A 23523-nucleotide genomic window follows, 5' to 3' on the forward strand; every position below is an offset into this window, starting at 1 on the left:
ATATACCATATACTAATTGAAAAATTTAAAGACCAAGAAAAACGCCATGTATGTTACATACTACCACCTCCATATCTATTGCCGGCAAGCAGTTTAACCAGTTTCATTCTCTGATGCTTGTACAGCAGCTGGATCAGCATCACTTTTTTGAGCTGAAGATTGGCAACGACTGGTTACAGCAATCCGGCTCCAGCGTTGTTGCCGCATCCAAGTCATTCCTTGGAAAGGAAGTGAATATTACTATTCAGCCTTTTGAGTCCATACAGCATTATGATCCGTTGATCTTCAACGGCGTGGTAATGTCTGTGAGCGCCGGTAAGGAAAGTGACGGTACACACGGTTTCTGCATTATACGTGGTTATAGTCCAACAATCCTGCTGGATAATGATTTGCATATCCAAAGCTTTGAGAACCAGGACCTGTCTGCTATCGTCAACGCCAGTCTGAAGGCCGGCGGCCCGTATATTTCAAAGTCTTCCGTAGACCCGCTCACGAAAGGCCCGCAGAAGTATGTTGTGCAATACAAGGAATCTACGTTCGATTTCCTGCAACGCATGTCCCAGCGCTTCGGCGAATGGTTCTTCTACAACGGACAGCAGGTGATCTTCGGTAATTATCAACCTAAAGAAGCCTCACTGGTGCACCTCGTGGATATGATGAGCTTCGATATAGAAATGAAGGTGCAACCGAACAACCAGCAAATGCATGGGTTTGACTACAGAAATAATAAGGCTGTAGAAGATTCCACCACATCGCAGTCGGCCGGGAAGGTGAATGATTATACCCAACATGTGGAAGGCATCAGTGAGAAAATGTTCAGCAAGCCTTCGCAGTACAAAATGTTACATCCTTTCACCAGCAATGCCAAGTCAGAACTCGACACCTTGCTCCGCCGCCAGAAAAAAGGACGTATGGGGGATATGGTGCAGCTCTCAGGCAGCAGTAAGCATACAGCGCTTCGTGTAGGTGATCATGTATCTATAAAAGAAAGTGTTTATTCACATGATGATCATGGCAAATTCATGATCTGGGGACTTACCCATCATGTAACCGGTAATGGTGATTACTATAACGATTTCCAGGGCGTTCCTGCCGAAGGTGCAGCACCACAGGCACACCTGGGCAAGATTCCTTTCTCAGAAGCGCAGAGCGCTGTGGTGGTAGACAACAATGATCCTAAGGATCTGGGCCGTGTGAAGGCCCGCTTCAGGTGGCAGCAGCAAGGTACTACACCGTGGATGCGGCTTGTATCACCACATGGCGGCGGTAACAAGGGGGTATATATGATCCCTGAAAAAGGAGAAGAAGTGATTGTTGATTTTGAAGGCGGTAATCCTGAGTTGCCTTTTGTACTCGGAACTACTTATAACGGTGAAGCCAAAGCTGGCTTCGGTACAGCCGGGAACGACAAGAAAGTGATTAAAACCCGCAGCGGTATCACCATACTCATGGATGACAGCGACGGCAGCATCACCATCTCCGATAAGAGCGGCAGCAGTATCAAAATGGATGGAAAGGATAATATCTCTATCTCTTCCAAAACAAAAATTGATATTACTTCCAAAGAGGTCAATATCTCTTCCGAAACATTTTCCGTTTCTGCCTCAAAAGATGGAGGCGTCATGGCAAAATCGCTTGTCATGTTAGGAAAAGAAGATGCCGCACTGACCTCCAAAAAGACGTTGGTAAACGGAGGGGAAACGCTGGATCTGACTTCAAAGGCTTTCTCTGCCAATGGTACCAACACTACCAAGATCTCAGGCGGAACATCTACCAATATTGACGGAGGCACCATCGGTATGAATGGAACAGGGGATGTAACTGTCTCCGGCGGCCTTGTAAAGATAAATTCGTGATCCCCAGTAATCAAGGCTTATGACAACCTCGCCATCTATTGCCCAGGAATTCTATAAAATAAGGAATGAATGGGCTGCCATTGATAGAAAACGCCACTGGCAGCTGGCCATATGGTCAGTACAGTTTGCCGATGTGGATATCATCGACAAATTTATTGAGATAGAACGCACCGCTGTGGGTGTGTTTGAAGATATTTTCTTTCGCTTCGATACGCCATTCACGGAAGATACGGAAGCTTATGAAAAGGCGCTCTGGAATGAGTACGTATCCTGGTTTGAGCCGGTAGAACGTTCAGAATATGATATTTACGGCGCACTGAAGAAAGACGGTTTCCTGAAAGAGGAATATACACCTAATCTCAGTCTGCGCCCGTGCATAGACAGCATCTGGAGAGAACTGCTCCGTTTCAGGTCGTGTGTGAAGGTTATGGAGAAGCTACATTTCTGTATTTACTTCCCGCCGGTACGGCCTGATATGCCGGAACCGGGTCCCTGGTTTACTTCCATCCTGAAGAAAGGCGTGCCGGAAGGCATCCGTCTTGTTACCATTGATATAGTTACCAATCCTAAAGTAGTGCTGCCTCCGCAGTTGCTGCAAAGCAAAGTGGCTGTGCTTCAGCCGAAGCTGGAAATGGTGGCAGCCATCAATAATGAGATGGACAAAGGCGGTGGCAGTGCAGATACTATTAACGTTGATGCGCGCTTTCGCAAGCAGGTAAGAAAAGTGATGGAGTGTACATTGCAGCAGGATGTTTCTGTGATGGATACGGAGATCAGTACGTTGTTATCGCTCAGTAAAAAAATGGGCGGCACCTCCGCCGCTATTGCAGGGCTGATGATTGCTTCGCAGGCATATTTCATGATTAAGGAGTCAGACAGAAGTCTTCGTTACGCTGAGAAAGCCATTGCGAAGTCTGAGCTGGCGATGAAAGCCAATGATCCTGCGGGATATCCCACCTGGAAATCCTGTATGATGATAAAAGCCGCTATCCTGGTAGGTAAGAAGAAACGCAAGCAGGCAGTAGAGATCTATGAAACGCTGGCGGAAGAAGCGGCCAACAGGGCGGATGCCTTTATGATTATGGAAGGCTATCGCCTTAGCGGACATTTGTACTATGAGATGGGACAGATGAATACTGCCTTTGAATCATTGTTGCTGGCTATAGAAGGCGGCAGCTATATGGAGCTGTCTGTAAGAAGGCAGTCCACTTTCCTGCATGCGGCCTGCCTGGCTATGCATATAGGAGAGAAGATAAGGGGCGGTAGCGACGATATGGATATACTACGGGAACGGATACATGAATTATTAGGAGACGACTGGCAGGATCTGTTGCAGGAGGAGAATATGGAGAAAGCGATTATCAGGCGCAAGCCCTCACTTTTTGAGTTTAACTGATCCACGTTCCATAGGAACTAAATTCAATAAACATGGCTACTGAGAATAAAGGCTTCGGAGCATTGTTTGCGGAAAAGAAAAACCAGCTGGATCATATCCAGAAAAGCATGGCAAGCATATTACCGTCTTTCCCTGGTATGCCTGCCGCCAAGTATTTCGACTTAGGTATCGGCATTGATTTTCATGATACTGTTTTCCCACCGGCGCCGCTGCTGCCGGTTCCGCATATAGGGATGATATTCGATATTATCGGGGCTATTATGGGCGCTATTGCCAGCGTGGTGCCTCCTCCGCCTCCGCCGCCGGAAGTGGAGGAAGGTCAGGAACCGCCGCCCCAACCATTTTCACTGGCCAACACGGCCAAGATGCTGGTACATATGTTGAGCCCTTCTGTGAAGGTGCATAATCAGTGGATTGCCAACGCTGGTGCTACCATTCAGCATTTACCTGCTATTATTACGCATTTGCCTTTCCCTATTGTGAAGCCGATGGCTTCATCTGAAATGTGGATGGGCAGTTCTACCGTGCTGGGGGATGGCGGGCCTTTTTCTACGCAGTTTCACCCGGCATTGTCGTGTAACCTGGTGGGTATACCGGCGCCTTTCCGTCTTAGCAAGCCCAAAACCAAGATGGCGCTGATGGCGCCTACCTCTGTGTTGCTGGTGATGACGTCTGCCGGAAAGCCGGTATTGGTGGGCGGCCCGCCAACCATAGATCTGTTTCAGCTGATGTTTAAATTGGGATTGAAAGGAGTGACCAAGCTGGCAGGGAAGATCATGCAGAAATTCATCGATAAGATAAAGAGCCGCTTTCCCAGGCTGGCGGAGATTTTACAAAAGATGAAATGTAAGATGTTTGGTGAGCCTGTAGATGCAGCTACCGGCAGAGTGATAGCCAATAACATTGACTTTGAGCTGCCGGGACCTATTTCATTCGTCTGGGAAAGAAATTACTATAGTGATGCAGAAGTACCTGGGTCATTGGGTTATAACTGGCATCACAGCTATAATATGAGCGTGTATGATCTGGGTAATGGTTTCTTCAGCATCCGTTTACGTGATGGCCGTGAAACCGTTATGCCGGCGCTGGCTCCGGGAGAACGTTATTTTAACAGGGTAGAACAGTTGTGGTGGCATAATGACGGGAAGGAGTATTACCTGGAAGAAATTGCGGGTAATGAATACCGATTCTCCGGCAAACGCGCTCCGGATGATAGTCACCCGCTGGCGGAGATCCGTGATAAATCAGGCTTCAGGATTACCTTTAAGTATAACGGTACCGGCTATCTTGAAGAGATCATTGATAGTGGTAACAGGAGGTTAACGGTAGATACGGATAAGTATGGAAGAATTACGTGTATACATACACGTAATGGTGCTGAGGTTATCAAACTGGTACAGTATGCCTATGATGATGACGGCAACATGATCAGCACTACCAATGCGTTAGGTGTAAGCAAGTATTTCCATTATAAGGGCCATCTGCTGGTGAAACTCACTAACCAGAGCGGCATGAGTTTCTACTGGGAATACGAAGGCAAAGGAGATAATGCCCGCTGTGTGCGTACCTGGGGCGATGGCGGTGTGCTGGCCTATCAGGCCCGCTATGAAGAAGGCAAGACTATCACCACCAACAGCCTGGGACATACTACGGAATATTACTACGACGACAGCAAGCTGATATACAAAATCATTGATGGTAAGGGAGGTATTACTTTACAGACTTACAATGAGCACCAGGAGCTGGAAGTAGTGGTGGACCCCATTGGTAATACCATCAAGAACTTCTTTGATGAACAGGGACAACTCACTAAACACATCAATGAAAATGGGGAGGCCACGCTGTACTTTTATGATAAAGACAGCAGGCTTACGGGTGTGAAAAGCCCTGGTGGCATGCGACTGAGTTGGTCGTATAATGAAGATGGTTTGCTGGAAAGCAAGACACTGGTTGACGGCAACGTGCTACACTATGAATATGAAGGTATGCACCTACACCGTATTATCCACAGTAGCGGCCGTGCTTTCACGTTACATTATGATGAACAATATAACCTCTCGGACCTTATTACACCGGAAGGTGGTCACTACTTTTGGAAGTATGATGACCTTGGCCGTCTTACAAAGGAAATAACTGATCGTGGTTACTGGTACGAATATGCTTATGATGCCGCCGGTAATATGATCCATCTGGAAGAGGCTGATGGCAGTGTACATGGGTTTAAGTATGATGCCTCGGATAATATGATCAAAGCTGAAGATGGCCACCGCGAAGTATCTTTCACTTATGGGCCACTAGGTATGCTTACCGGTCGTAGCCAGAACGGTATTAGTGTAAGATTCAACTACGATGCAGAGTTGCAGTTACGCAGTATCGCCAACGAAGGTGGAGAGCTGTACCGCTTTGAGCTGGATGCCAAGGGAAACATTATTCACGAATGGGGCTTTGATGGATTGCACCGTGAATACCAACGTGATGAAGCAGGCCGCGTACGCAAGATACTCCGTCCCAATGATCAATGGACTACCTACGATTATGACGGCGTAGGCCGCACTGTTCGTGAAGAACATAACGATGGCAGCATTGCTGCGTATGGCTATAACAAAGATGGATTACTCACCGGCGCCTTCAATGAAGACGGCGCTGTTACTATAGAACGGGATTTCTGTGGCCGTGTAATAAGAGAAGTGCAGGGCGCTTATGAAGTAACGCGCCAGTACAATAAATTGGGTGATAGCACTTTTATTGGCAGTAACCTGGGAGCTGCTATCACATTGGAACACAATGCAGCTGGCTTCCTGGAAAAGATGCAGGCTGCTCAGGGGGAAGCAGTTTCCTGGCAGGCGCAGTGGCAACGTAATACCGACGGTTTGGAGCTGCAACGTGAGCTAACCGGTGGGGTTACGGTGCAAACACAACGCGACAAGCTCGGCAGAGTAGAACGACAGACTATCGGTGTGCATAATGTAGAGCAGAGTCGTACCCGCTATGAGTGGGGACGTGCATCACAGTTACGCCGTATTGTGAATGAGATCAGCGGCACACAGGCACAGTTCTCCTATGATGAATTTGACAACCTGGTGAGCGCTACCTACGCCAAGCAGGATGGTAGTGCAGCGGAAACCATTTATCGCGCACCGGATAAGCTGGGTAACCTTTTCAATAATCCTAATCGCACTGACCGCAAATATGGTAAAGGCGGGCGTTTGTTGGAATGCCCTTCTTATTACTATTACTATGATGGGGAAGGTAATCTTATCTTCAAAGAATTTAAACATAACAACAGTGCCTCCGCTGTTGACAGGCGGGTATATCTCAAAACGAGAAAGATAGAATCAAAAGGGAGCCGTACCGGATGGATATACGAATGGAAAGCCAACGGCTTGTTACATAGCGTACTCACGCCTACTAACACAGAGATCGTCTTCAGTTATGATCCGTTGGGGCGTCGCATTGCCAAAGTGAATAAGCGCCAGCAACAGGTGACCCGTTGGGTATGGGATGGTAATGTACCGTTGCATGAGTGGAGATATAATGGTGACTATCCACCGCATGTGCAATCTACGGAAGATGGAGATCTGCAACAACAGGAAGAACCAGTGGAAAACCTGGTCACCTGGGTATTTGAAGAAGGGAGTTTTGTGCCCTGTGCAAAGTTGGAAGATAGTGCTCAATATAGTATTATCGCTGATCACCTCGGCACGCCCACTCATGCCTTCGATGCATCAGGCAACAAGGTATGGGAAAGAGAGCTGGACTGTTATGGAAAAGTGCGCAAGATACATGGAGATAAAACGTTTTGTAGCTATCTTTATCAAGGGCAGTATGAAGATATAGAAACGGGTTTGGCGTATAACCGTTTTCGTTATTATTCGACCGAGGAGGGAATGTATATTAGTCAGGACCCAATAGGGCTGGATGGAGGTTTTGCACTGTATAATTATGTGATAGACCCTAACGAAGAGATTGATCAATTTGGATTAAGTCCTTATAGGCGAAAGAATGGTCAGTTTGGGAAGAAACCAGGGCCTAAGCCCAAACCGAAACCCAGTATACATGGTAATTCTCGAAACTCAACGCAACCGGCGGTTTTATATGGATTGTTTGATGATAAAGGAACTTTCCAAAAATGGGGAATTACGAATGAGGTGAAGAGCCCTCATAATAGATATGGAAATTCTATACCTGAGGGTTGGGATGTCCGGCCATACAAAAAAGGGAATAGATCTGATATGTTAGATCTTGAAAGGGAATTGGCTGAAAAAAGGCCGGGTCCATTAAACCATGAAAGCTGGGCTGGAGCAAAAAAAGGAGAAGCTCTAAGCAGCGATGCTGAGGCTGTTGCTAAAAAGGCGGGGCATCATTAATTTTTAAAAAAACAGATAAATGAAAATAGTATTAAATGGTAGACTTGGAGGAACCACTGAGATTGATGATCTGTTTCATCCTACTATTATAGCATTCAGGAAAAGTTTAAACGATGAATTTGAACCTATAGTTCCTGGTAATGATATTTCAACAATTCAGTACTTTATTTTCGTTAATGGTGAGGTTGCACATTATTACGATGAAATGGGTGTTTTGAATCCTATATATTTAAAGCAAAAAAAGGAAGTAAGGCTTGATTTAAGTCTTGCAAATCTATCTGAAAAGATAAAAGCACGAGAGGCGCAGGACATTTTAAGGAATTTATTGAAGCAGTCTGTTAAAACCATTGAAGATTTGTCAAAAAAAAAGAAACTTGACTTTGACGCCAGATTATTTGAGAATGCAATGGAAGCTGCTATAGATAAGCAACTATGATTGATTTTAAAGTTGATAAAGATATTTTATTGGAGATTAATCGTATTTGGATTCCCGTTAAGCAATTGAGGGAAGGGATAGAGCATGCCGTAAAAAATAAAATAGAATCGGTTTTTATTTGGAATGGTGGCGAAGCTGATGAACAGACTATAAATTTAGACTTACTGGTTAAAGTACCATTTGTCAAATCCTTAGAGATAGCAATACCGCTTAGTAAGGAGTCAAATATTGAAGGGATTTATTCTTTGTCCCAACTCGTTAGCCTGGCTTATTTTAGCTATGATCAATTCCCTTTGGAACACTCAGTGTTTAAGAAGTTGAGGTATCTATATACGCATTATTCAAAGAATCATCATACAGAGAAAAGCAGATTGAGCAGGTTGACTAATTTGGAATTTTTGAAGATCTGGCATGTTAATACTGAAGATTGTGAGTTTCTGATAGGTTGTAATAAAGTTACTAACCTGGAAATTACATGGGGAAGTGTTAATGCTCTATCAGGATTGAAAGACCTGCCAGCTTTGAGTGAAGTAAAGTTATATGGCTTGAATAAACTTTCTGACGTTGAGGACCTGTTATTGAGCAATTCAATCAAAGGTGTCAGCATTGAAAAATGTAAAAAATTGACAGATAACCTGCCGTATGGCTTATTTGGCAAGATCCAATCACTATTTATCGATAAGATAAATTCCTGGAATGGTGTAGAAAAGCTATTAGAAGTAGAGCATCTGGGATTTCTCAACACTGCAGATGGAAATCTGGAACCTTTACTGAAATTACCTAAAGTCAGTGAGATTTCTTTTTATCCGAATAAGAAGCAATATTCTCATACTAAAGAGGCACTTAATGAAATGCTGAAAGAGAGAAAGTAGGCAAGATAGTAAATTATTATTTCTAATTGGGGACTGATTTCTGCTGAAGATAGAGTTGCTATTGGAAGTATAAAGGAATACACTGCGAACAGAAAAGAAGAATTTCTCCTTATATCCGGAGAGTTTGAAATAACCTCTCCGGATTATGCGATGGGGAAAGTATTTTATGAAAATAGAGTTTATACCAGCATTTATGAAATATTTTCTTGAAAAAATGGGAAAGCACATTCCCATGGTAAAACGTATAGCTATCACTAACGGATGAAAAAATGCCTGAATTTCATAGTGTAGTAAAAGAGTTTAACAACCTAATTGAAAAGTATGAGTTTAAACTCCCCAAAAAATTGTGGTATGATAATGTTGTGATTCTATCCAAAAATATAGAAGATATTTTTTATTGCTACGTAATTGCACGTGTTTTCAAACACGATGGATCGTTGCAAACAGATTTTTGGATTGGACCTCTGAATCGGCCAGATGACGGTTTGGTGAATTTATCAGCAAACATAAATATACGGATTGGGTATACCCAAAAATTAGATGAGACATTTTTTATAAGCTGTGAGAAGAAAATTATCAACTTGCTTGAAGGGGGATGCGCCTCTAAATTGGTAGTATCAGCTAAAGAAGAATTGAAAAATCCTTCATTCAGAAATATCCGTTACGAAGTTTATACAAATTACATGCTTCCTTCTTTTCAGTTATTAGCAGATAAGTTCGGGGAAAAGAAGAAAACCTTGTCAAGTAAAAAAGAGCTTGAAGAAATTATTCCATCTTTATTAAAAGATGTACCAGAAGAGATGTCTTCCTTCTTTAAGAAACTTGGAGATAAAGCAACAATAGAGAAAATATGGGAATTATGCTATTTATATTCATTATAATGCCAAGCTAATTTTTTGATCAGTTTGTGAACTAAAAGGGAGGGAACCGGTTATTGACGATAAGAATGAGTCTTGGAGAGAAATGATCAAAAAATAAATTATGCATAATATTGAATCACTGAAATTAGTGTTACTTAAATCAGATTTTAAAGCATTGAAGGAAGCACTGGATTGCTATAATATCAACGAAACTGATAAGTTTGGTAATAATATTTTACATTATTATATCAAGGAGTCAGGACATCTTAAATTAGATTACAAGGCAGTAATAGATCTGATATTAAGTAAGGGGCTTGATATTAATGCTAAGCAAACAGAAGGTCCGTATAAGAGGAGTCCTCTGAATCTTGCTGTAACTTTAACATTAAAAGAAATAGCTGACTATCTGATAAAAGAAGGGGCTGATATTAATTCAACGGATGCAAATGGTAATTCTGTGTTATGGGCAGCTGTTATGTGGTATCGTGGAGATGGTTTCCTGATCAAGAGACTAATTGAGAGTGGGGCGGATGTGAATCAAAAGAATGATGCAGGAATAAGTCCTATAAAGCTGGCTAAGAGCATTGAAAATTATGATGCAGACAAGTTTTTCCCACGATAGGTAAATTGAATTTAAGGGATGTTTAGTAAAATTACGAAAGTGGAGCCGCTAAAGGGATAGATATCAGGTGGAAATAGATGAGTCGATGAACTTGTGTTTAAAGAAAGTTAAAGCTTGTTAGCGAATAGAATAATGTCAAGTATGATACATAAGACAGAACTTGGTAAAAGGATATTAAAATCTGTCATCAGCCATGATGAAAGCCTGCTGTTGGTTCTATTCGATAATTCACAGGAGTTTATAATATTAAAAATTAAAGAAACACGGCTTGATATATGGTATCATTTCGATCTCGGATTTATTATAACTGATGCGCAGTTCAATAAGAACAAGAATTCAATTCTTTTTAGTGGGTTGAATTCAGAGATTATTGAATGGGATTACAATAACCAAACGGTGTTAAACAGGGTAGGTTCGGTTGTTCCGAATTCACTGGATTCAAGTCTGAGCGGTTATTCATGTGTAGGCATATTTGAGAAGAGAAATCTGATTATCGCCGCAAATATTGGTACAAACAGACTGGATTTTTTTAGTCTTGACAAACTGGAAGCAAAGAAGGATATAAATGCGCTATGTGAAATATTTGCAAGACAGATTTGTATACATCCCGGTGGGGACGTTTTTGCGCTTTTAGTGACTGATACAGAAGATAGTGGAGTGATTAAGTTATATGATTGGAGTAGTGATGTTCCACGGCTGTACACAAAGTATATTAATACGCTTTTTGCTCCCGGTTCTTTTCAGTTTAATGCCGTGGGTAATTTTATATACATTACAGGGGGATATCCACCGTTTTCTTACCAGGTAACCGAATATCCGTCATTGGATCTTATTCATGAATACGAAGATGACAACGGCGCAGATATGCCCGAACCGTGGGGGAATGTTCATGGAATTTCATTGAACTGTGATATTATCCTGGGTAAGAATGATTTAATGTATGTTCCCTATTTTGATGGAAGCATTAAACAAATAGAAGGAAGTTCAGGAAGAATTACAGCGTCGTTCCCATGTAATACATCCACCTCTGTATCCCTGGTGAATGTTGAGTCAAAATCCAGGATAATATGTTCCTCTGTAAGCGGAGAGGTGTCTCTTGTGGACAAGTTGGTCGTTTCGGAGAAAGACGCCGGAAGTATTGTACTGCAACTACCTCTTGAAGACACTGTCACAAATTTAATGACACCTCTCGCAGATATGGATGCCGTTGTTTCTGATTTTGATGAGGCTACTGCCATTACTTATTAAGACTAAACAGTTTATGAAAATAGAGTTGATGCCATTAGTTGGCGCAAAGATTGAAGGAGCGGGTGAAATTAATTTCAAACAGACAATTCAGGAAGTGAAAAGTATTCTGGGCGAATCAACAAAGGACGAAGGCCGGAAGCTGTTTTATGATCAATTTGAGTTCAGGATTGATTTTGACAAGAAAGGAAAGCTGGAATTCATTGAAATGATATATGGCCCTAATTGTGAAAGGGCTGAGGTAGTTATCTATGATATTGATCCGTTTAAATTACCGGCACAGGAGTTGGTGGATTTATTAACCGTAAGAGGGGGTAACGAGGTGGATGATAGTGAAGCTCCATATTCCTATGCCTTTCCCCAAATATCTGTTGGCATTTGGCGTGACCTGACTGAAGAAACAATGCTGGCGTCCATTGAAGAACTGAGAAAAACGGGAGAATACGAGCAGGCAAAAGATAACTATGATGAAGACCTGGAGAAATCCAAGTTTTTTGGGACCATAGGCATTGGAGTGAAGAAATATTATGAATAACAACGTATAGTGCTCATCAAAAGCGAGACAGGTGATCTTATAGCCGAATGAACTAATAAACTATGTTTGATAAAACGGATGTTAACAATTTGTTTGACTCCTTTGAAAACAGGGAGAACATAATTAAGAATACGGATAAAATTCCGGTGAAAGATCCTACTTATCTATCTTTCATATCCAATTATCAGGAGATTGTGATTACTGCAGATATTCAGCTTTTGGGATACGAAGAGGCATTGAATGAAAATCGTTATGTGGAAAAGAACTATCCTGATCTGTATTCAAAAGCCTGGATGTTCGGACAGTCAGGCCAGGGGGATGAATGGTTTCTGGATAGGGAGACATCCTCTGTTTTGTACTATGCTCATAATAAGGGTGATTACGCAGGTATGGATGCGTTTCTGGATTTTCATATTGATTTTGCAAGATTTGTTCAGGCAGCGTTATTAGTACAACAATTAGAAAAACAGTTGGATGAAATAGAAGATGGAGGAGATGGTAGTATGGAGGATTTGGAAGCAGCGTTCAAAGAAATATTAAAAACCGTCGATTTAGAATTCTACGAGTTGTATCCCTATAAGTATTTTTAATTGGTACTGAAAGATGGAAAATGGGCAATAAAGTTATCACATTGGGTCAATTCTGATTAATGAAACGGAGAAGAGTATGAAAAACAAAGTCTCCATATGGGCAGGTAAATTCAGTTCGCAGGAAGAGCTGGAGAGCTACCTGGATTTCGTGTATAATGATAATGATGAGCTGTCGGTGTCACCCTTCCGTTCTGATTATGGGATAGGGCATTATGATGAAGATTTTCAGGAGGCGTATTGCGAAGATACGCTTACAGACCTGTATACACTGGCAGAGCCACTCTCTTATGCGGAAAGTTTTCTGCATCTGCTTCCAAAAGATGTATCCGGTATCAATACCATCATCGCTATTTATAGTTTTGCATATCCCGGAGAAGTGGAACGTGCAGGCAGGACATTCTTCGTAGGTGTGTATGACTATGAGTACGAGGAAGGATGAGAATAAAATCATATAACAATTCTCCCGAATAGTGTAATGTTCACGGGCTGCGCTGCAACTAACTTTGTTGCATCATATTAAAAAACGCCTTATGAACACACATACAACAACCGATACATCGAATGTCGCTATTAGCATGCATCTCTTAACCGGATCTTCTTCCCTTACAAGCGGAGAAAATGTTCAACTCTCTTTTAAACCGGTAAATCATCATGAGCCCTTTGCTATCGTGCCACTGGCAGTGCAGCATGAATCAGCTTTTCACCTGATCGTCTTAAGTGAAGATCTTCGGCTGTTTCAACACCTTCACCCCGAACTACAGCCGGATGGTACTTATAATGTTACGCTTACCTTCCCGGTTGGTGGTGATTATCTCCTTGTAGCAGACTATCAACCTGTAGGGCATGCACCGATTGTAGATAAAATTCCTGTACAGGTAAAAGGTGGCAACACCGGGAAACCAGTTGAAGATACAACAGAAACTTTAGTCTCTGTCGCCGACGGATTCAGGGTTAGTATTGAAGCAACATTACCTTTCCTTTCAGGAGCGCACAGCCTTATTCCTATCCGGATTGAGAGAGATAATAAAGCCGTGACAGCAGCAGATATAACACCGTATCTCGGCGCAGTGGCGCACATGATCCTGGTGAGCAAAACAGACAAAGACTTCCTGCACATACACCCGGAAGCGGGCACAGACTACCCGGTGGTTGGCCACACGTTATTCAGTAAGCCGGACATTTATCGCATGTGGGTACAGTTCCAGGTAGGCGACCACCTGCACACAGCCGACTTCACCCTGGATGTAAAGCAAGGTACAAGCCATCATGAGCATGCAGATGCACACGCACATCATCACCATCATTAAACGCGGGTTAGGTTTTAGCCTTTAACTGCTAAAGGCTAAAACCTCTCTTTCCTATCAACTGCAATCATTCCCGCCGTAATAATTCGTAAATTGGTAGTCCTTTTAACCCAATTATTTTTCATGATTAAAGCCAAAACCAATGCAGTACAAAGAAGAGGTGGAAAAAGCGCTCTTTTCTCCCAGACCTATAGAAGCCCTCAAAGACCTGGCGCTCTCCCTCAATGAGAAAGGTCTGGACAGGCACCAGATCTACAATATTTTTCTTTCGCTCCAGCAAGATTTGCAGAACAAAGACAAAGATGCAGAAATAGCCATACTGGAAGACGTTATGGACATGATCACCGATTGGTACTCACCGCTGAACCTCCATCTGAAATAAGGCGCCTCCTTTATATAAGAGACGCCTGAAAGATGATCAGGGCGCAGCTTCTGCATAAGAAGAAGCTATCTTTAATGCGCCTACGTAGTTGGTAAGGTCTTCACTGTCGCCGCCATATATTCCCCACTTTGGATCGCAGTAATCTGCATCCAGCGTACGTGCATAATAACGGGTGGAGCCATTGCTCAGCGTTTGCTGTACGCCATTGTACCAGAACTCTATATAGCCCTGGGTGGAATCTTTCGATACCCTGATCCGCATGACATAACTATTCCAGCTATTGGTGACTAATGTTGTATTCCAAAGCTCGGTACCGATCTTTCCCGGTGCGAAGTGGAACAGGCGCAGCTTTCCGCCGATGGTTTTTATCACGATCGGGAAGTTTTGCTGCATGTTGCTGCCATATGCTTTCCACTGAAACACGGCGTTAGTGGTGAGCCCCTGCGGCATTACCAGTTTGGAGCGCCACCCCAGATATATGTTGCTGCCTTCTACGGCCTGGAAGCCTTTGGCGCCGTGTCCTTCCGTGCGGTGGCTGCCGGCTGGTTTATAGAACTCCCACACCTTGCCATAAGCAGGATCAGTAGGGGTATTGATGGTACCTTCGCCTTCAATGTTTCTCACTTTCCATACGTTGGAGGAACCCAGCGATGCGTCGCCGTTCCATAGCAGTGATTCTACTGCCGGGGTACTGTTATTACTGCGGTCAGCGGAGGGCTGTGGTTGTGCGGCAAGGTCGGTGTCTTGTTTGAGGCAGCTGGTGAGTGTCAGGATGCCGGCGAGGAGCAAGCCGGAGATTGCATTGTGTGTTTTCATAGACGTTCGTGGATTTTTATAAAGGGTGATGAAATGCAGGGTTATTATTAAATTTAAACAAATGGCGGCCCTGATGCAGATACGATATTATCTTATCATTGTAGGATCTTCGTCCGCGGCAAGACAGCAGTGTTCTGAAGTGTTGCTGGCCCTGAAGCGGGAGTATGGATTGCTGATAAAGTTGTGACTTAATGTTAAGAAATTGAAAAAAGCCTTTGATTTCCGGATTTACTTACTATTTTTGTACCCGACATTATGATTATCAACATACATATCCATCATCACCATCATTTCTTACCGGAGCGGTAGGCTGGGATGATAATGTGTATAATTACCATATTAGATCATCAAAGGGGCTTACCACAACGGTAAGCCCCTTTTTTATTTTACCCGCAATGAAACTTAAAATCGCCATCCAGAAATCAGGCCGCCTGCACGATGATTCTATCAAACTGCTGAAAGAATGCGGCATCGACATCAATAATGGTGTCAACAAGCTGAAGACAGAAGCCAGCAACTTTCCACTGGAAGTATTTTTCCTGCGCGACGACGATATTCCGCAGTACATCGAAGATGGTGTGGCTGACATCGGGATTGTGGGTGAAAATGTTGTATTGGAGAAGAAGAAACAGGTGAATATTGTAGAGAAACTGGGCTTCGGCAAATGCCGGTTGTCAATGGCTGTTCCAAAATCGCTGGAATATGCCTCCATCAAGGATCTCAACAAAACGCGCATTGCTACCAGTTATCCGGTGATCGTAGCTGATTTCCTGCAACGTAATAACATTACCGCTGAGATCCACGAGATCAGCGGCTCCGTGGAAATAGCGCCTGGTATTGGCCTCGCAGATGCCATCTGCGACCTTGTCAGCAGCGGCTCCACCTTATTCATGAATGGCCTCAAAGAAGTGGAAACAGTGCTGAAGTCGGAAGCTGTATTGGCAGCCTGTCATAACCTGCAACCGCAGCAGCAGCAACTGCTGGACAAGCTCCTGTTCCGTATTCAGGCCGTGAAGAAAGCCAAGAACAACAAATATGTGTTGCTGAATGCGCCGAATGAAAAGCTCAGCGAGATCATCAAGCTGCTGCCGGGCATGAAAAGTCCTACCGTACTGCCACTGGCAGAAGAGGGCTGGAGTTCCGTACACTCCGTACTGAATGAAAATGATTTCTGGGATATCATCGAAAGCCTGAAAGCCGCTGGTGCGCAGGGCATCCTGGTAGTGCCTATCGAAAAAATGGTGATCTAAACTCATGTAAGATGCAGATAACGAAATTTCCCGACAGGGCTTCCTGGAATACACTGTTGCAACGTCCTGTGATGGACACTTCCGCGCTGGAGCAGAAAGTGGGCGACATCTTACAGGATGTGCGCATCAACGGCGACAAAGCCGTGCGCAGGTATGCACAGGAGTTTGATAAAGTGACGCTGGAGGAGCTGCAGGTATCGCCCGCAGTTATTGCAAAAGCAGCCGATGAGCTGGAACCTGCACTGAAGGCAGCTATCCAGCAGGCAGCCAGGAATATAACCACCTTCCACAAAGCGCAACAGGAACCTTCCCGTATTATAGAAACGATGCCCGGCGTACATTGCTGGCGCAAGGCTGTGGCTATACAGAAGGTAGGACTGTATATTCCCGGTGGTTCCGCCCCGTTGTTCTCTACTATCCTGATGCTGGGCATACCGGCCATGATAGCGGGCTGCAAGGAGATCGTGCTGTGTACACCCTCATTGCACCCTGCCATATTGTATACTGCCGGCCTGGTTGGTATTGAGAAAGTGTTCACCATTGGAGGGGTACAGGCCATTGGCGCGATGGCTTATGGTACAGAAACGGTGCCGCAGGTATACAAGATCTTCGGCCCCGGCAACCAATACGTAACCTGCGCGAAGCAGCTGGTTAATAAAAGCGGTGTGGCGATAGACATGCCTGCCGGGCCTTCGGAAGTAGCCGTGCTGGCGGATGACAGTTGTGTACCTGCTTTTGTGGCAGCAGATCTGCTCTCACAGGCTGAACACGGACCAGATAGTCAGGTCGTGCTCGTCAGTACCAGCGAGCAGGTCATCAAAGATGTGGAAGCCGCTTTGAATGACCAGCTGGAGCAACTTCCCCGCAAAGGCATAGCTACAGCCGCATTGGAAAACAGCCGTATGATACTGGTGGAAGATATGACCACCGCTGTAGATCTGCTCAATGCCTATGCGCCTGAACATCTTATCCTGGCATGCAGGAATCCTGAGAATGTGGCGGATCATGTAACCGATGCCGGCTCCGTTTTCCTGGGTAACTACACGCCTGAAAGTGCCGGCGATTACGCGTCAGGTACTAATCATACCCTGCCTACGAACGGCTATGCGAGAGCATACAGCGGCGTATCATTGGATAGCTTCGTAAAAAAGATTACTTTTCAGCAGATCTCGCCAGAGGGACTGCAACAGATAGGCGCTGTTATTGAAGCTATGGCCGCCGCAGAAGGGTTGGATGCACATAAGAATGCAGTGAGCATAAGACTGAATATTTAATTATGTAAGTATTTGGTTATTTAGTTATTAGTTTAAAGGATGTTCATCTGAAAACATTACTAATACTGTCTCTCCGGAAATACAATAAGAAAATAAAGAAGTAACTAAATAAAGAATATTACGAATGTTTAATCTCGAATCTCTGTTGAGAGAAAATATAAAAAGACTCGTTCCGTATTCTTCTGCCAGGGATGAGTTTAAAGGAGAAGCGTCCATCTTCCTGGATGCGAATGAAAACAGTTTCGGATCGCCGCTGCCGGTGAATTACAATCGCTATCCCGATCCGATGCAGTGGCAGCTGAAGTACAAGCTCGCTGACGTAAAGGGTGTACCGCCGCAGAATATCTTTATCGGTAATGGCAGTGATGAAGCGATAGACGTGCTTTTCCGTGCGTTCTGCCAGCCCGGAAGAGATAATGTGGTACTTTGTCCGCCTACCTACGGCATGTATGAAGTGAGTGCGCACATCAATGATGTGATCATCCGTAAGGTAAGCCTGACAGCGGATTTTCAGCTGGATATTGAAGGGTTGCAACAGGCCATAGACGAAAATACCAAGCTCATATTTATCTGCTCTCCTAATAATCCTACCGGCAACTCCATTCATCGCTCTGATATTGAGTTGTTGCTGAATAATTTCGATGGCATCGTAGTGATAGATGAAGCCTATATTAACTTCTCCCGCCAGAAGTCTTTCATACAGGAGCTTACAGAATATCCCAACCTTGTGGTGCTGCAAACGCTCTCCAAAGCGTGGGGACTAGCTGCATTACGCGTGGGAATGGCATTTGCGGGCGAAGACATCATCAACGTGTTCAATAAAGTGAAACCGCCGTATAATATCGGACAGGCTACACAGGAGCTGGCATTGCAGGCTCTGGAGAACGTAAGCCGCGTGAATGAATGGATACGTGAGATCGTGATTGAACGCGACCTGCTCTCTGCCGGCCTTGAACAATTACCAGTAGTACTGGAAGTATATCCCAGCGATGCCAACTTCGTGCTGGTGAAAACAACCGACGCCAAGGACATCTACAGTTATCTTACCGCCAAAGGCATTGTGGTGCGTGACCGCTCAAAGGTAGAGCTATGCCTGAACTGTCTGCGTATAACTGTTGGTACTCCTGACGAAAATCAGCAACTGCTGGAAGCGCTGAAATCTTACAACCTGAAAACTGAAACACCTGTATCCGCATGAAACGAGTGCTCTTTATAGACCGCGATGGTACGCTTATCAGAGAAGTGCCGCCCACTTACCAGATTGATAGCCTGGAGAAGGTGGAATTTTATCCGAAGGTATTTTTGAACATGACCCGCATTGCTGCTGAGCTGGACTACGAGCTGGTGATGGTGACAAACCAGGATGGCCTGGGTACGGCGTCTTTCCCTGAGAATACTTTCTGGCCTGCGCAGCATATGATCATCCGCGCGTTTGAAAATGAAGGTGTGAAGTTTGATGAAGTATTTATTGATAAATCCTTTCCGGCAGATAATGCTCCTACGCGTAAGCCGGGAACAGGTATGCTGACGAAGTATTTTTCAGATGAATATGATCTGGCCAATTCCTTTGTTATCGGCGACCGCATTACAGATGTGCAGCTGGCCAAGAACCTGGGTGCAAAAGCTATCTGGATCAACGAAGGCAGCGGCCTGGGGAATGCTGAAGTAAAAGACGATGCAGCGGCGCTCCAATCAGTGGTGGCTCTCGAAACCACAGACTGGGGCCGTATTTACGAGTTTCTGAAGCTGGGCCTTAGAACGGTAACGCATACACGGAAAACCAACGAAACGGATATATCCATTTCTCTTAACCTGGATGGAACCGGTAAGGCCAGCATCAGCACGGGGCTGGGTTTCTTTGACCACATGCTGGACCAGATAGCCCGTCACGGCTCTATAGACCTGGCTATTACCGCCAAGGGGGATCTGCATATAGATGAGCACCACACGATAGAAGATACCGGCATTGCGCTGGGAGAAGCCATTGCAAAGGCGCTGGGCGATAAGCGAGGTATTGAGCGCTACGGCTTCTGCCTCCCTATGGACGATTGTCTGGCACAGGCGGCCATTGATTTCGGCGGCCGTAACTGGCTGGTGTGGGATGCAGTGTTCAAGCGGGAGAAGATAGGGGAGATGCCCACTGAAATGTTCTTTCATTTCTTCAAATCCTTCACGGACGGGGCGAGAGCTAACCTGAATATCAAAGCGGAAGGAGAGAATGAGCACCATAAGATAGAGGCTATCTTTAAAGTGTTTGCGAAAGCTATTAAAATGGCCGTAAGACGTAATACGGATAAGATGCAGCTGCCAAGTACGAAGGGAGTATTGTGATTTTGGGATTTATTTATTTCGCTATTTAGTTATTTTAAATGCAGCGGAGATTAATAATTGTTTATACAAATTGATCTCCGCTGCATTTAAAATAACTAAATAGCGAAATAAATAAATTCACAAATAACTTGTTTTTCTTGAAAAATTGTTTCAATTTTGTCTCGCTATGAAGAATATCATTACAAATAAACATTGGTGGTGGCACGGAATCAATTCCTGATCTGTGTTACAGTGCCATGTTTCGTATGAAATATAATTGGAAGGCTCGCTGTTACACAGCGGGCCTTCCGGCTTTTTAGACCTTCCCTTTTTAATCACAAAACCACTTTCACCCTGATATCATGCGTACCATTCAAGTAAAAACAAGATCCAAACAGATGCTGGCGGACATCTTCACGCCGGTAGGCGTCTACCTGCGGTTGCGCGATAAATTTCCGGGCTCCATCCTCCTGGAAAGTACCGACTCCCGCGCCAGCGAGAACAGTTATTCCTTTATCTGTGTAAAGCCTATTGCAGGAATTGAGGTTACCTCCACTACAGGTTTTGAATTTAAATACCCCAATCTGCCTGTTGAAAAGAAACCCATTACAAGCAAACAAAGTGTTCCCGAAGAACTGGGGAAGTTCCTCGGTAGCTTCTCTTTTACAGGCCAGCCGCCGGTTCCGGCCATGCAGAGCCTCTTCGGATATACCACCTTTGATGCCGTTCAGTTTTTTGAGACAATTGAGTTCAATAAAGACAAGAAAAACGGCAATACCATTCCGTTGATGCGTTACCGTTACTATCAATACGTGATTGCCATCAACCACTTTAAAGACGAACTATATCTCTGTGAAAATCAGATAGAAGGCATTGACAGCGAGTTTGAACTGATAGAATCACTGATACGCCACAAAGACTCGCCCAGCTATCCTTTCAGGGCCATCGGTGATGAAACGAGCAACATGACGGACAGTGAGTACATGCAGCTGGTGGAGAAAGGAAAGCAACACTGTTTCCGCGGCGACGTTTTCCAGGTAGTACTTTCCAGAGCATTCGAACAACCCTATGCCGGCGACGAATTCAATGTTTACCGTGCACTCCGCTCCATCAACCCCTCTCCTTATCTCTTCTTCTTCGATTACGGCGATTACAAATTAATGGGTTCTTCACCTGAGTCACAGCTGATTGTGAAGAATGGTAAGGCTATCGTGCATCCTATCGCAGGTACTGTACGCCGCACCGGAGATGATCAGCAGGACAAAGAATTAGCTGAAAAGCTGCTCCAGGACCCGAAAGAGAACGCAGAACATGTGATGCTCGTGGATCTGGCCCGTAATGATCTCAGCAGGAATGCTACCCATGTGGAAGTAGCCACTTACCGCGAAGTACATTACTATTCGCATGTTATACATCTGGTAAGTGAAGTGATTGGCCAGGTAGATACGGCTATGAATCCATTTAAACTGCTGGCAGATATATTCCCTGCGGGAACATTATCCGGTGCACCGAAGTACCGCGCTATGCAGCTTATTGATCAGTACGAGCCTACGGCCCGCGGATTCTACGGCGGTTGTATCGGTGCTGTTGGTTTTGATGGCAGCTTTAACCACGCCATCATGATCCGCTCCGTGCTGAGTAAAATGAATACACTGTACTACCAGGCAGGCGCCGGTATTGTGGCCAAATCTGTGGCTGCCAGCGAGCTCGATGAAGTACGCAATAAACTCAATGCTATCAAACAAGCCATCATCCTGGCACAAACTATATAGTATGAACATCCTGGTTTTCGATAATTACGACTCCTTTACATATAACCTTGTTCATCTCACTGAGAAGATCATCAACGGCAAAGTGACCGTAGTCCGCAATGATGAAATTCCTTTAGAGAAAGTGAACGACTACGATAAGATCATTTTATCTCCTGGTCCGGGTATTCCGGAGGAAGCAGGGTTGCTGCTGCCGCTGATAAAAGAATATGCCGCCACTAAATCCATCTTCGGTGTGTGTCTCGGCTTACAGGCCATCGGACAGGCTTTCGGGGCAGAACTTATCAACCTGAAAGAAGTCTATCATGGGGTAGCTACCAATGCAAAGGTAGTGGCAGATGATGGCGTGCTCTTTAAGAATATGCCGCGCGAGTTACAGGTAGGCCGCTATCATTCATGGGTGATAGATAAGAATACCTTGCCTGCTGAGTTAGTGATAACTGCAGAAGATGAAGAGGGGTATATCATGGCGCTGCAACATAACAAGTATGATGTAAGCGGTGTGCAGTTTCACCCGGAAAGCGTGCTCACGCCGCAGGGCGAGCAGATACTCAGGAATTGGTTAAGCTTATAATATTCCCTGCTTTAATCATCCTCAGTAAAAACATTCGCTAACTGCTTAACAGCTATAAAGTCAATATAGTCATGAAGAAGATCTTAAATTACCTCTTCGAACATAAAACATTCAGCCGCGAAGCGGCCAAAGAAATCCTGCTCAACATCTCCAAAGGCATGTTCAATGAAAGTGAACTGGCAGCCTTTATGACAGTATATCTCATGCGCAGCATCACTATCGATGAGTTGCTGGGTTTCCGCGATGCGCTCCTGGAGCTATGTGTGCCGGTGAATCTCAACGGCTACGATGTACTGGACATCGTGGGGACCGGAGGAGATGCAAAAAATACCTTTAATATTTCTACCTTGTCGTGCTTTGTGGTGGCCGGCGCCGGAGGTAAAGTGGCCAAGCATGGTAACTACGGTGTGTCTTCTATCAGCGGGGCTTCTAACCTCATGGAGCTGGTAGGTTACAAGTTCAAGGCCGACGAAGCCAAACTGAAAACAGAGCTGGAAGAATCAGGCATCTGCTTCCTGCATGCGCCACTGTTTCATCCTGCCTTGCGCCATGTGGCTGGCATCCGTCGTCAGTTGGGTATCCGCACGTTCTTTAACATGCTTGGGCCGCTCGTGAATCCCGCTTTTGCGAAGCATCAGCTGATCGGCGTTTACAGCCTGGAAATGGCGAGGGTGTACAACTATCTCTTTCAGCAGACTGATAAACAGTTTGTGATTGTTCACAGCCTGGATGGTTATGATGAGATCTCGCTGACAACTGATACCAAAGTGATCACCAACAGCGGAGAGCAGAATATGACACCAGAGCAGCTGGGTAAGCGCAAAGTGCATCCGGAAGATATTTACGGCGGCAACAGTGTGGAAGAAGCAGCCAAAATATTTATGAAGATCCTGAAGGGAGAAGGCACCTGGGCGCAGAACTCCGTAGTGATGGCCAACGCGGCGATGGGACTTCATACACTTGGCAAGTACGCCACCTATGATGAGGCATTTGATGCAGCGGTAGATTCTCTGGAATCCGGCAAGGCACTTACGGCATTTAAGAAACTGATAGAATTACAGTAAT

General features: G+C 44.7%; 21 protein-coding genes. 20 read left to right on the forward strand and 1 reads right to left on the reverse strand.

The features are described from left to right. The first annotated feature begins 50 nt into the window (after positions 1–50). From VM802_RS21940 to VM802_RS22000, 13 genes are all read left to right on the forward strand, one after another. A complete protein-coding gene (locus tag VM802_RS21940) occupies positions 51–1856 on the forward strand; it encodes a type VI secretion system Vgr family protein (RefSeq protein ID WP_325534588.1) in 1806 nt (601 codons plus the stop codon). Between the two features lie 19 nt (positions 1857–1875). Then, positions 1876–3252 carry a tetratricopeptide repeat protein gene (locus VM802_RS21945; protein WP_325534590.1) on the forward strand — a complete coding sequence of 459 codons (1377 nt, stop codon included), beginning with the start codon at positions 1876–1878 and terminating at the stop codon, positions 3250–3252. A gap of 32 nt (positions 3253–3284) precedes the next feature. Continuing rightward, the gene (locus tag VM802_RS21950; protein WP_325534592.1) at positions 3285–7619 is read left to right on the forward strand and encodes a DUF6531 domain-containing protein; all 4335 of its coding nucleotides are present in this window, start codon (positions 3285–3287) and stop codon (positions 7617–7619) included. Between the two features lie 19 nt (positions 7620–7638). Continuing rightward, complete coding sequence (locus VM802_RS21955; protein WP_325534594.1) at positions 7639–8055, forward strand: Imm12 family immunity protein; 417 nt, start codon at positions 7639–7641, stop codon at positions 8053–8055. After that, the gene (locus VM802_RS21960; RefSeq protein ID WP_325534596.1) at positions 8052–8927 is read left to right on the forward strand and encodes a hypothetical protein; all 876 of its coding nucleotides are present in this window, start codon (positions 8052–8054) and stop codon (positions 8925–8927) included. Before VM802_RS21955 ends, VM802_RS21960 begins: the two co-directional genes overlap by 4 nt. Before the next feature lie 269 nt (positions 8928–9196). Then, positions 9197–9808, forward strand: a complete 612-nt coding sequence (locus VM802_RS21965; RefSeq protein WP_325534598.1) for an Imm25 family immunity protein — start codon at positions 9197–9199, stop codon at positions 9806–9808. A 100-nt stretch (positions 9809–9908) separates the two neighbouring features. Then, positions 9909–10409, forward strand: coding sequence for an ankyrin repeat domain-containing protein (locus VM802_RS21970; protein ID WP_325534600.1), 501 nt, complete (start codon positions 9909–9911; stop codon positions 10407–10409). A gap of 141 nt (positions 10410–10550) precedes the next feature. Then, entirely contained in the window at positions 10551–11657 is a 1107-nt protein-coding gene (locus tag VM802_RS21975) for a hypothetical protein (protein ID WP_325534602.1), read from the forward strand. Between the two features lie 13 nt (positions 11658–11670). Continuing rightward, the gene (locus tag VM802_RS21980) at positions 11671–12189 is read left to right on the forward strand and encodes a hypothetical protein (protein ID WP_325534604.1); all 519 of its coding nucleotides are present in this window, start codon (positions 11671–11673) and stop codon (positions 12187–12189) included. A 62-nt stretch (positions 12190–12251) separates the two neighbouring features. Further along, on the forward strand, positions 12252–12779 hold the full coding sequence (locus VM802_RS21985) for a hypothetical protein (protein ID WP_325534606.1): 528 nt from the start codon (positions 12252–12254) through the stop codon (positions 12777–12779). A gap of 76 nt (positions 12780–12855) precedes the next feature. Continuing rightward, positions 12856–13218, forward strand: coding sequence for an immunity 22 family protein (locus VM802_RS21990; protein ID WP_325534608.1), 363 nt, complete (start codon positions 12856–12858; stop codon positions 13216–13218). Between the two features lie 91 nt (positions 13219–13309). Continuing rightward, positions 13310–14086 carry a DUF8832 domain-containing protein gene (locus VM802_RS21995; RefSeq protein ID WP_325534610.1) on the forward strand — a complete coding sequence of 259 codons (777 nt, stop codon included), beginning with the start codon at positions 13310–13312 and terminating at the stop codon, positions 14084–14086. Between the two features lie 139 nt (positions 14087–14225). Further along, on the forward strand, positions 14226–14465 hold the full coding sequence (locus tag VM802_RS22000; protein ID WP_325534612.1) for a hypothetical protein: 240 nt from the start codon (positions 14226–14228) through the stop codon (positions 14463–14465). A 36-nt stretch (positions 14466–14501) separates the two neighbouring features. On the opposite strand, the gene VM802_RS22005 is transcribed toward VM802_RS22000, so the two are convergent. After that, positions 14502–15281 (reverse strand): heparin lyase I family protein, encoded by a 780-nt coding sequence (locus VM802_RS22005; RefSeq protein ID WP_325534614.1) that lies wholly within the window; start codon positions 15279–15281, stop codon positions 14502–14504. Positions 15282–15676: 395 nt separating this feature from the next. Here VM802_RS22005 and hisG point away from each other — a divergent pair, with 395 nt between their 5' ends. The 7 genes from hisG to trpD all read left to right on the forward strand — a co-directional run bounded on the left by hisG (position 15677) and on the right by trpD (position 23522). Beyond that, positions 15677–16531 (forward strand): ATP phosphoribosyltransferase, encoded by an 855-nt coding sequence (gene hisG, locus VM802_RS22010; protein WP_325534616.1) that lies wholly within the window; start codon positions 15677–15679, stop codon positions 16529–16531. Positions 16532–16542: 11 nt separating this feature from the next. Continuing rightward, on the forward strand, positions 16543–17805 hold the full coding sequence (gene hisD, locus VM802_RS22015) for a histidinol dehydrogenase (RefSeq protein WP_325534618.1): 1263 nt from the start codon (positions 16543–16545) through the stop codon (positions 17803–17805). A 124-nt stretch (positions 17806–17929) separates the two neighbouring features. Then, on the forward strand, positions 17930–19003 hold the full coding sequence (hisC, locus tag VM802_RS22020) for a histidinol-phosphate transaminase (protein WP_325534620.1): 1074 nt from the start codon (positions 17930–17932) through the stop codon (positions 19001–19003). Continuing rightward, positions 19000–20136, forward strand: a complete 1137-nt coding sequence (hisB, locus tag VM802_RS22025; protein ID WP_325534622.1) for a bifunctional histidinol-phosphatase/imidazoleglycerol-phosphate dehydratase HisB — start codon at positions 19000–19002, stop codon at positions 20134–20136. Before hisC ends, hisB begins: the two co-directional genes overlap by 4 nt. 341 nt (positions 20137–20477) lie before the next feature. Next, positions 20478–21887, forward strand: a complete 1410-nt coding sequence (locus VM802_RS22030; RefSeq protein ID WP_325534625.1) for an anthranilate synthase component I family protein — start codon at positions 20478–20480, stop codon at positions 21885–21887. Position 21888: 1 nt separating this feature from the next. Further along, complete coding sequence (locus VM802_RS22035) at positions 21889–22458, forward strand: anthranilate synthase component II (RefSeq protein WP_325534627.1); 570 nt, start codon at positions 21889–21891, stop codon at positions 22456–22458. Positions 22459–22529: 71 nt separating this feature from the next. Further along, the gene (gene trpD / locus VM802_RS22040; protein ID WP_325534629.1) at positions 22530–23522 is read left to right on the forward strand and encodes an anthranilate phosphoribosyltransferase; all 993 of its coding nucleotides are present in this window, start codon (positions 22530–22532) and stop codon (positions 23520–23522) included. Position 23523 lies beyond the last annotated feature (1 nt).

The sequence above is a fragment of the Chitinophaga sp. genome (assembly GCF_035538455.1).
Classification (GTDB): Bacteria; Bacteroidota; Bacteroidia; order Chitinophagales; family Chitinophagaceae; genus Chitinophaga.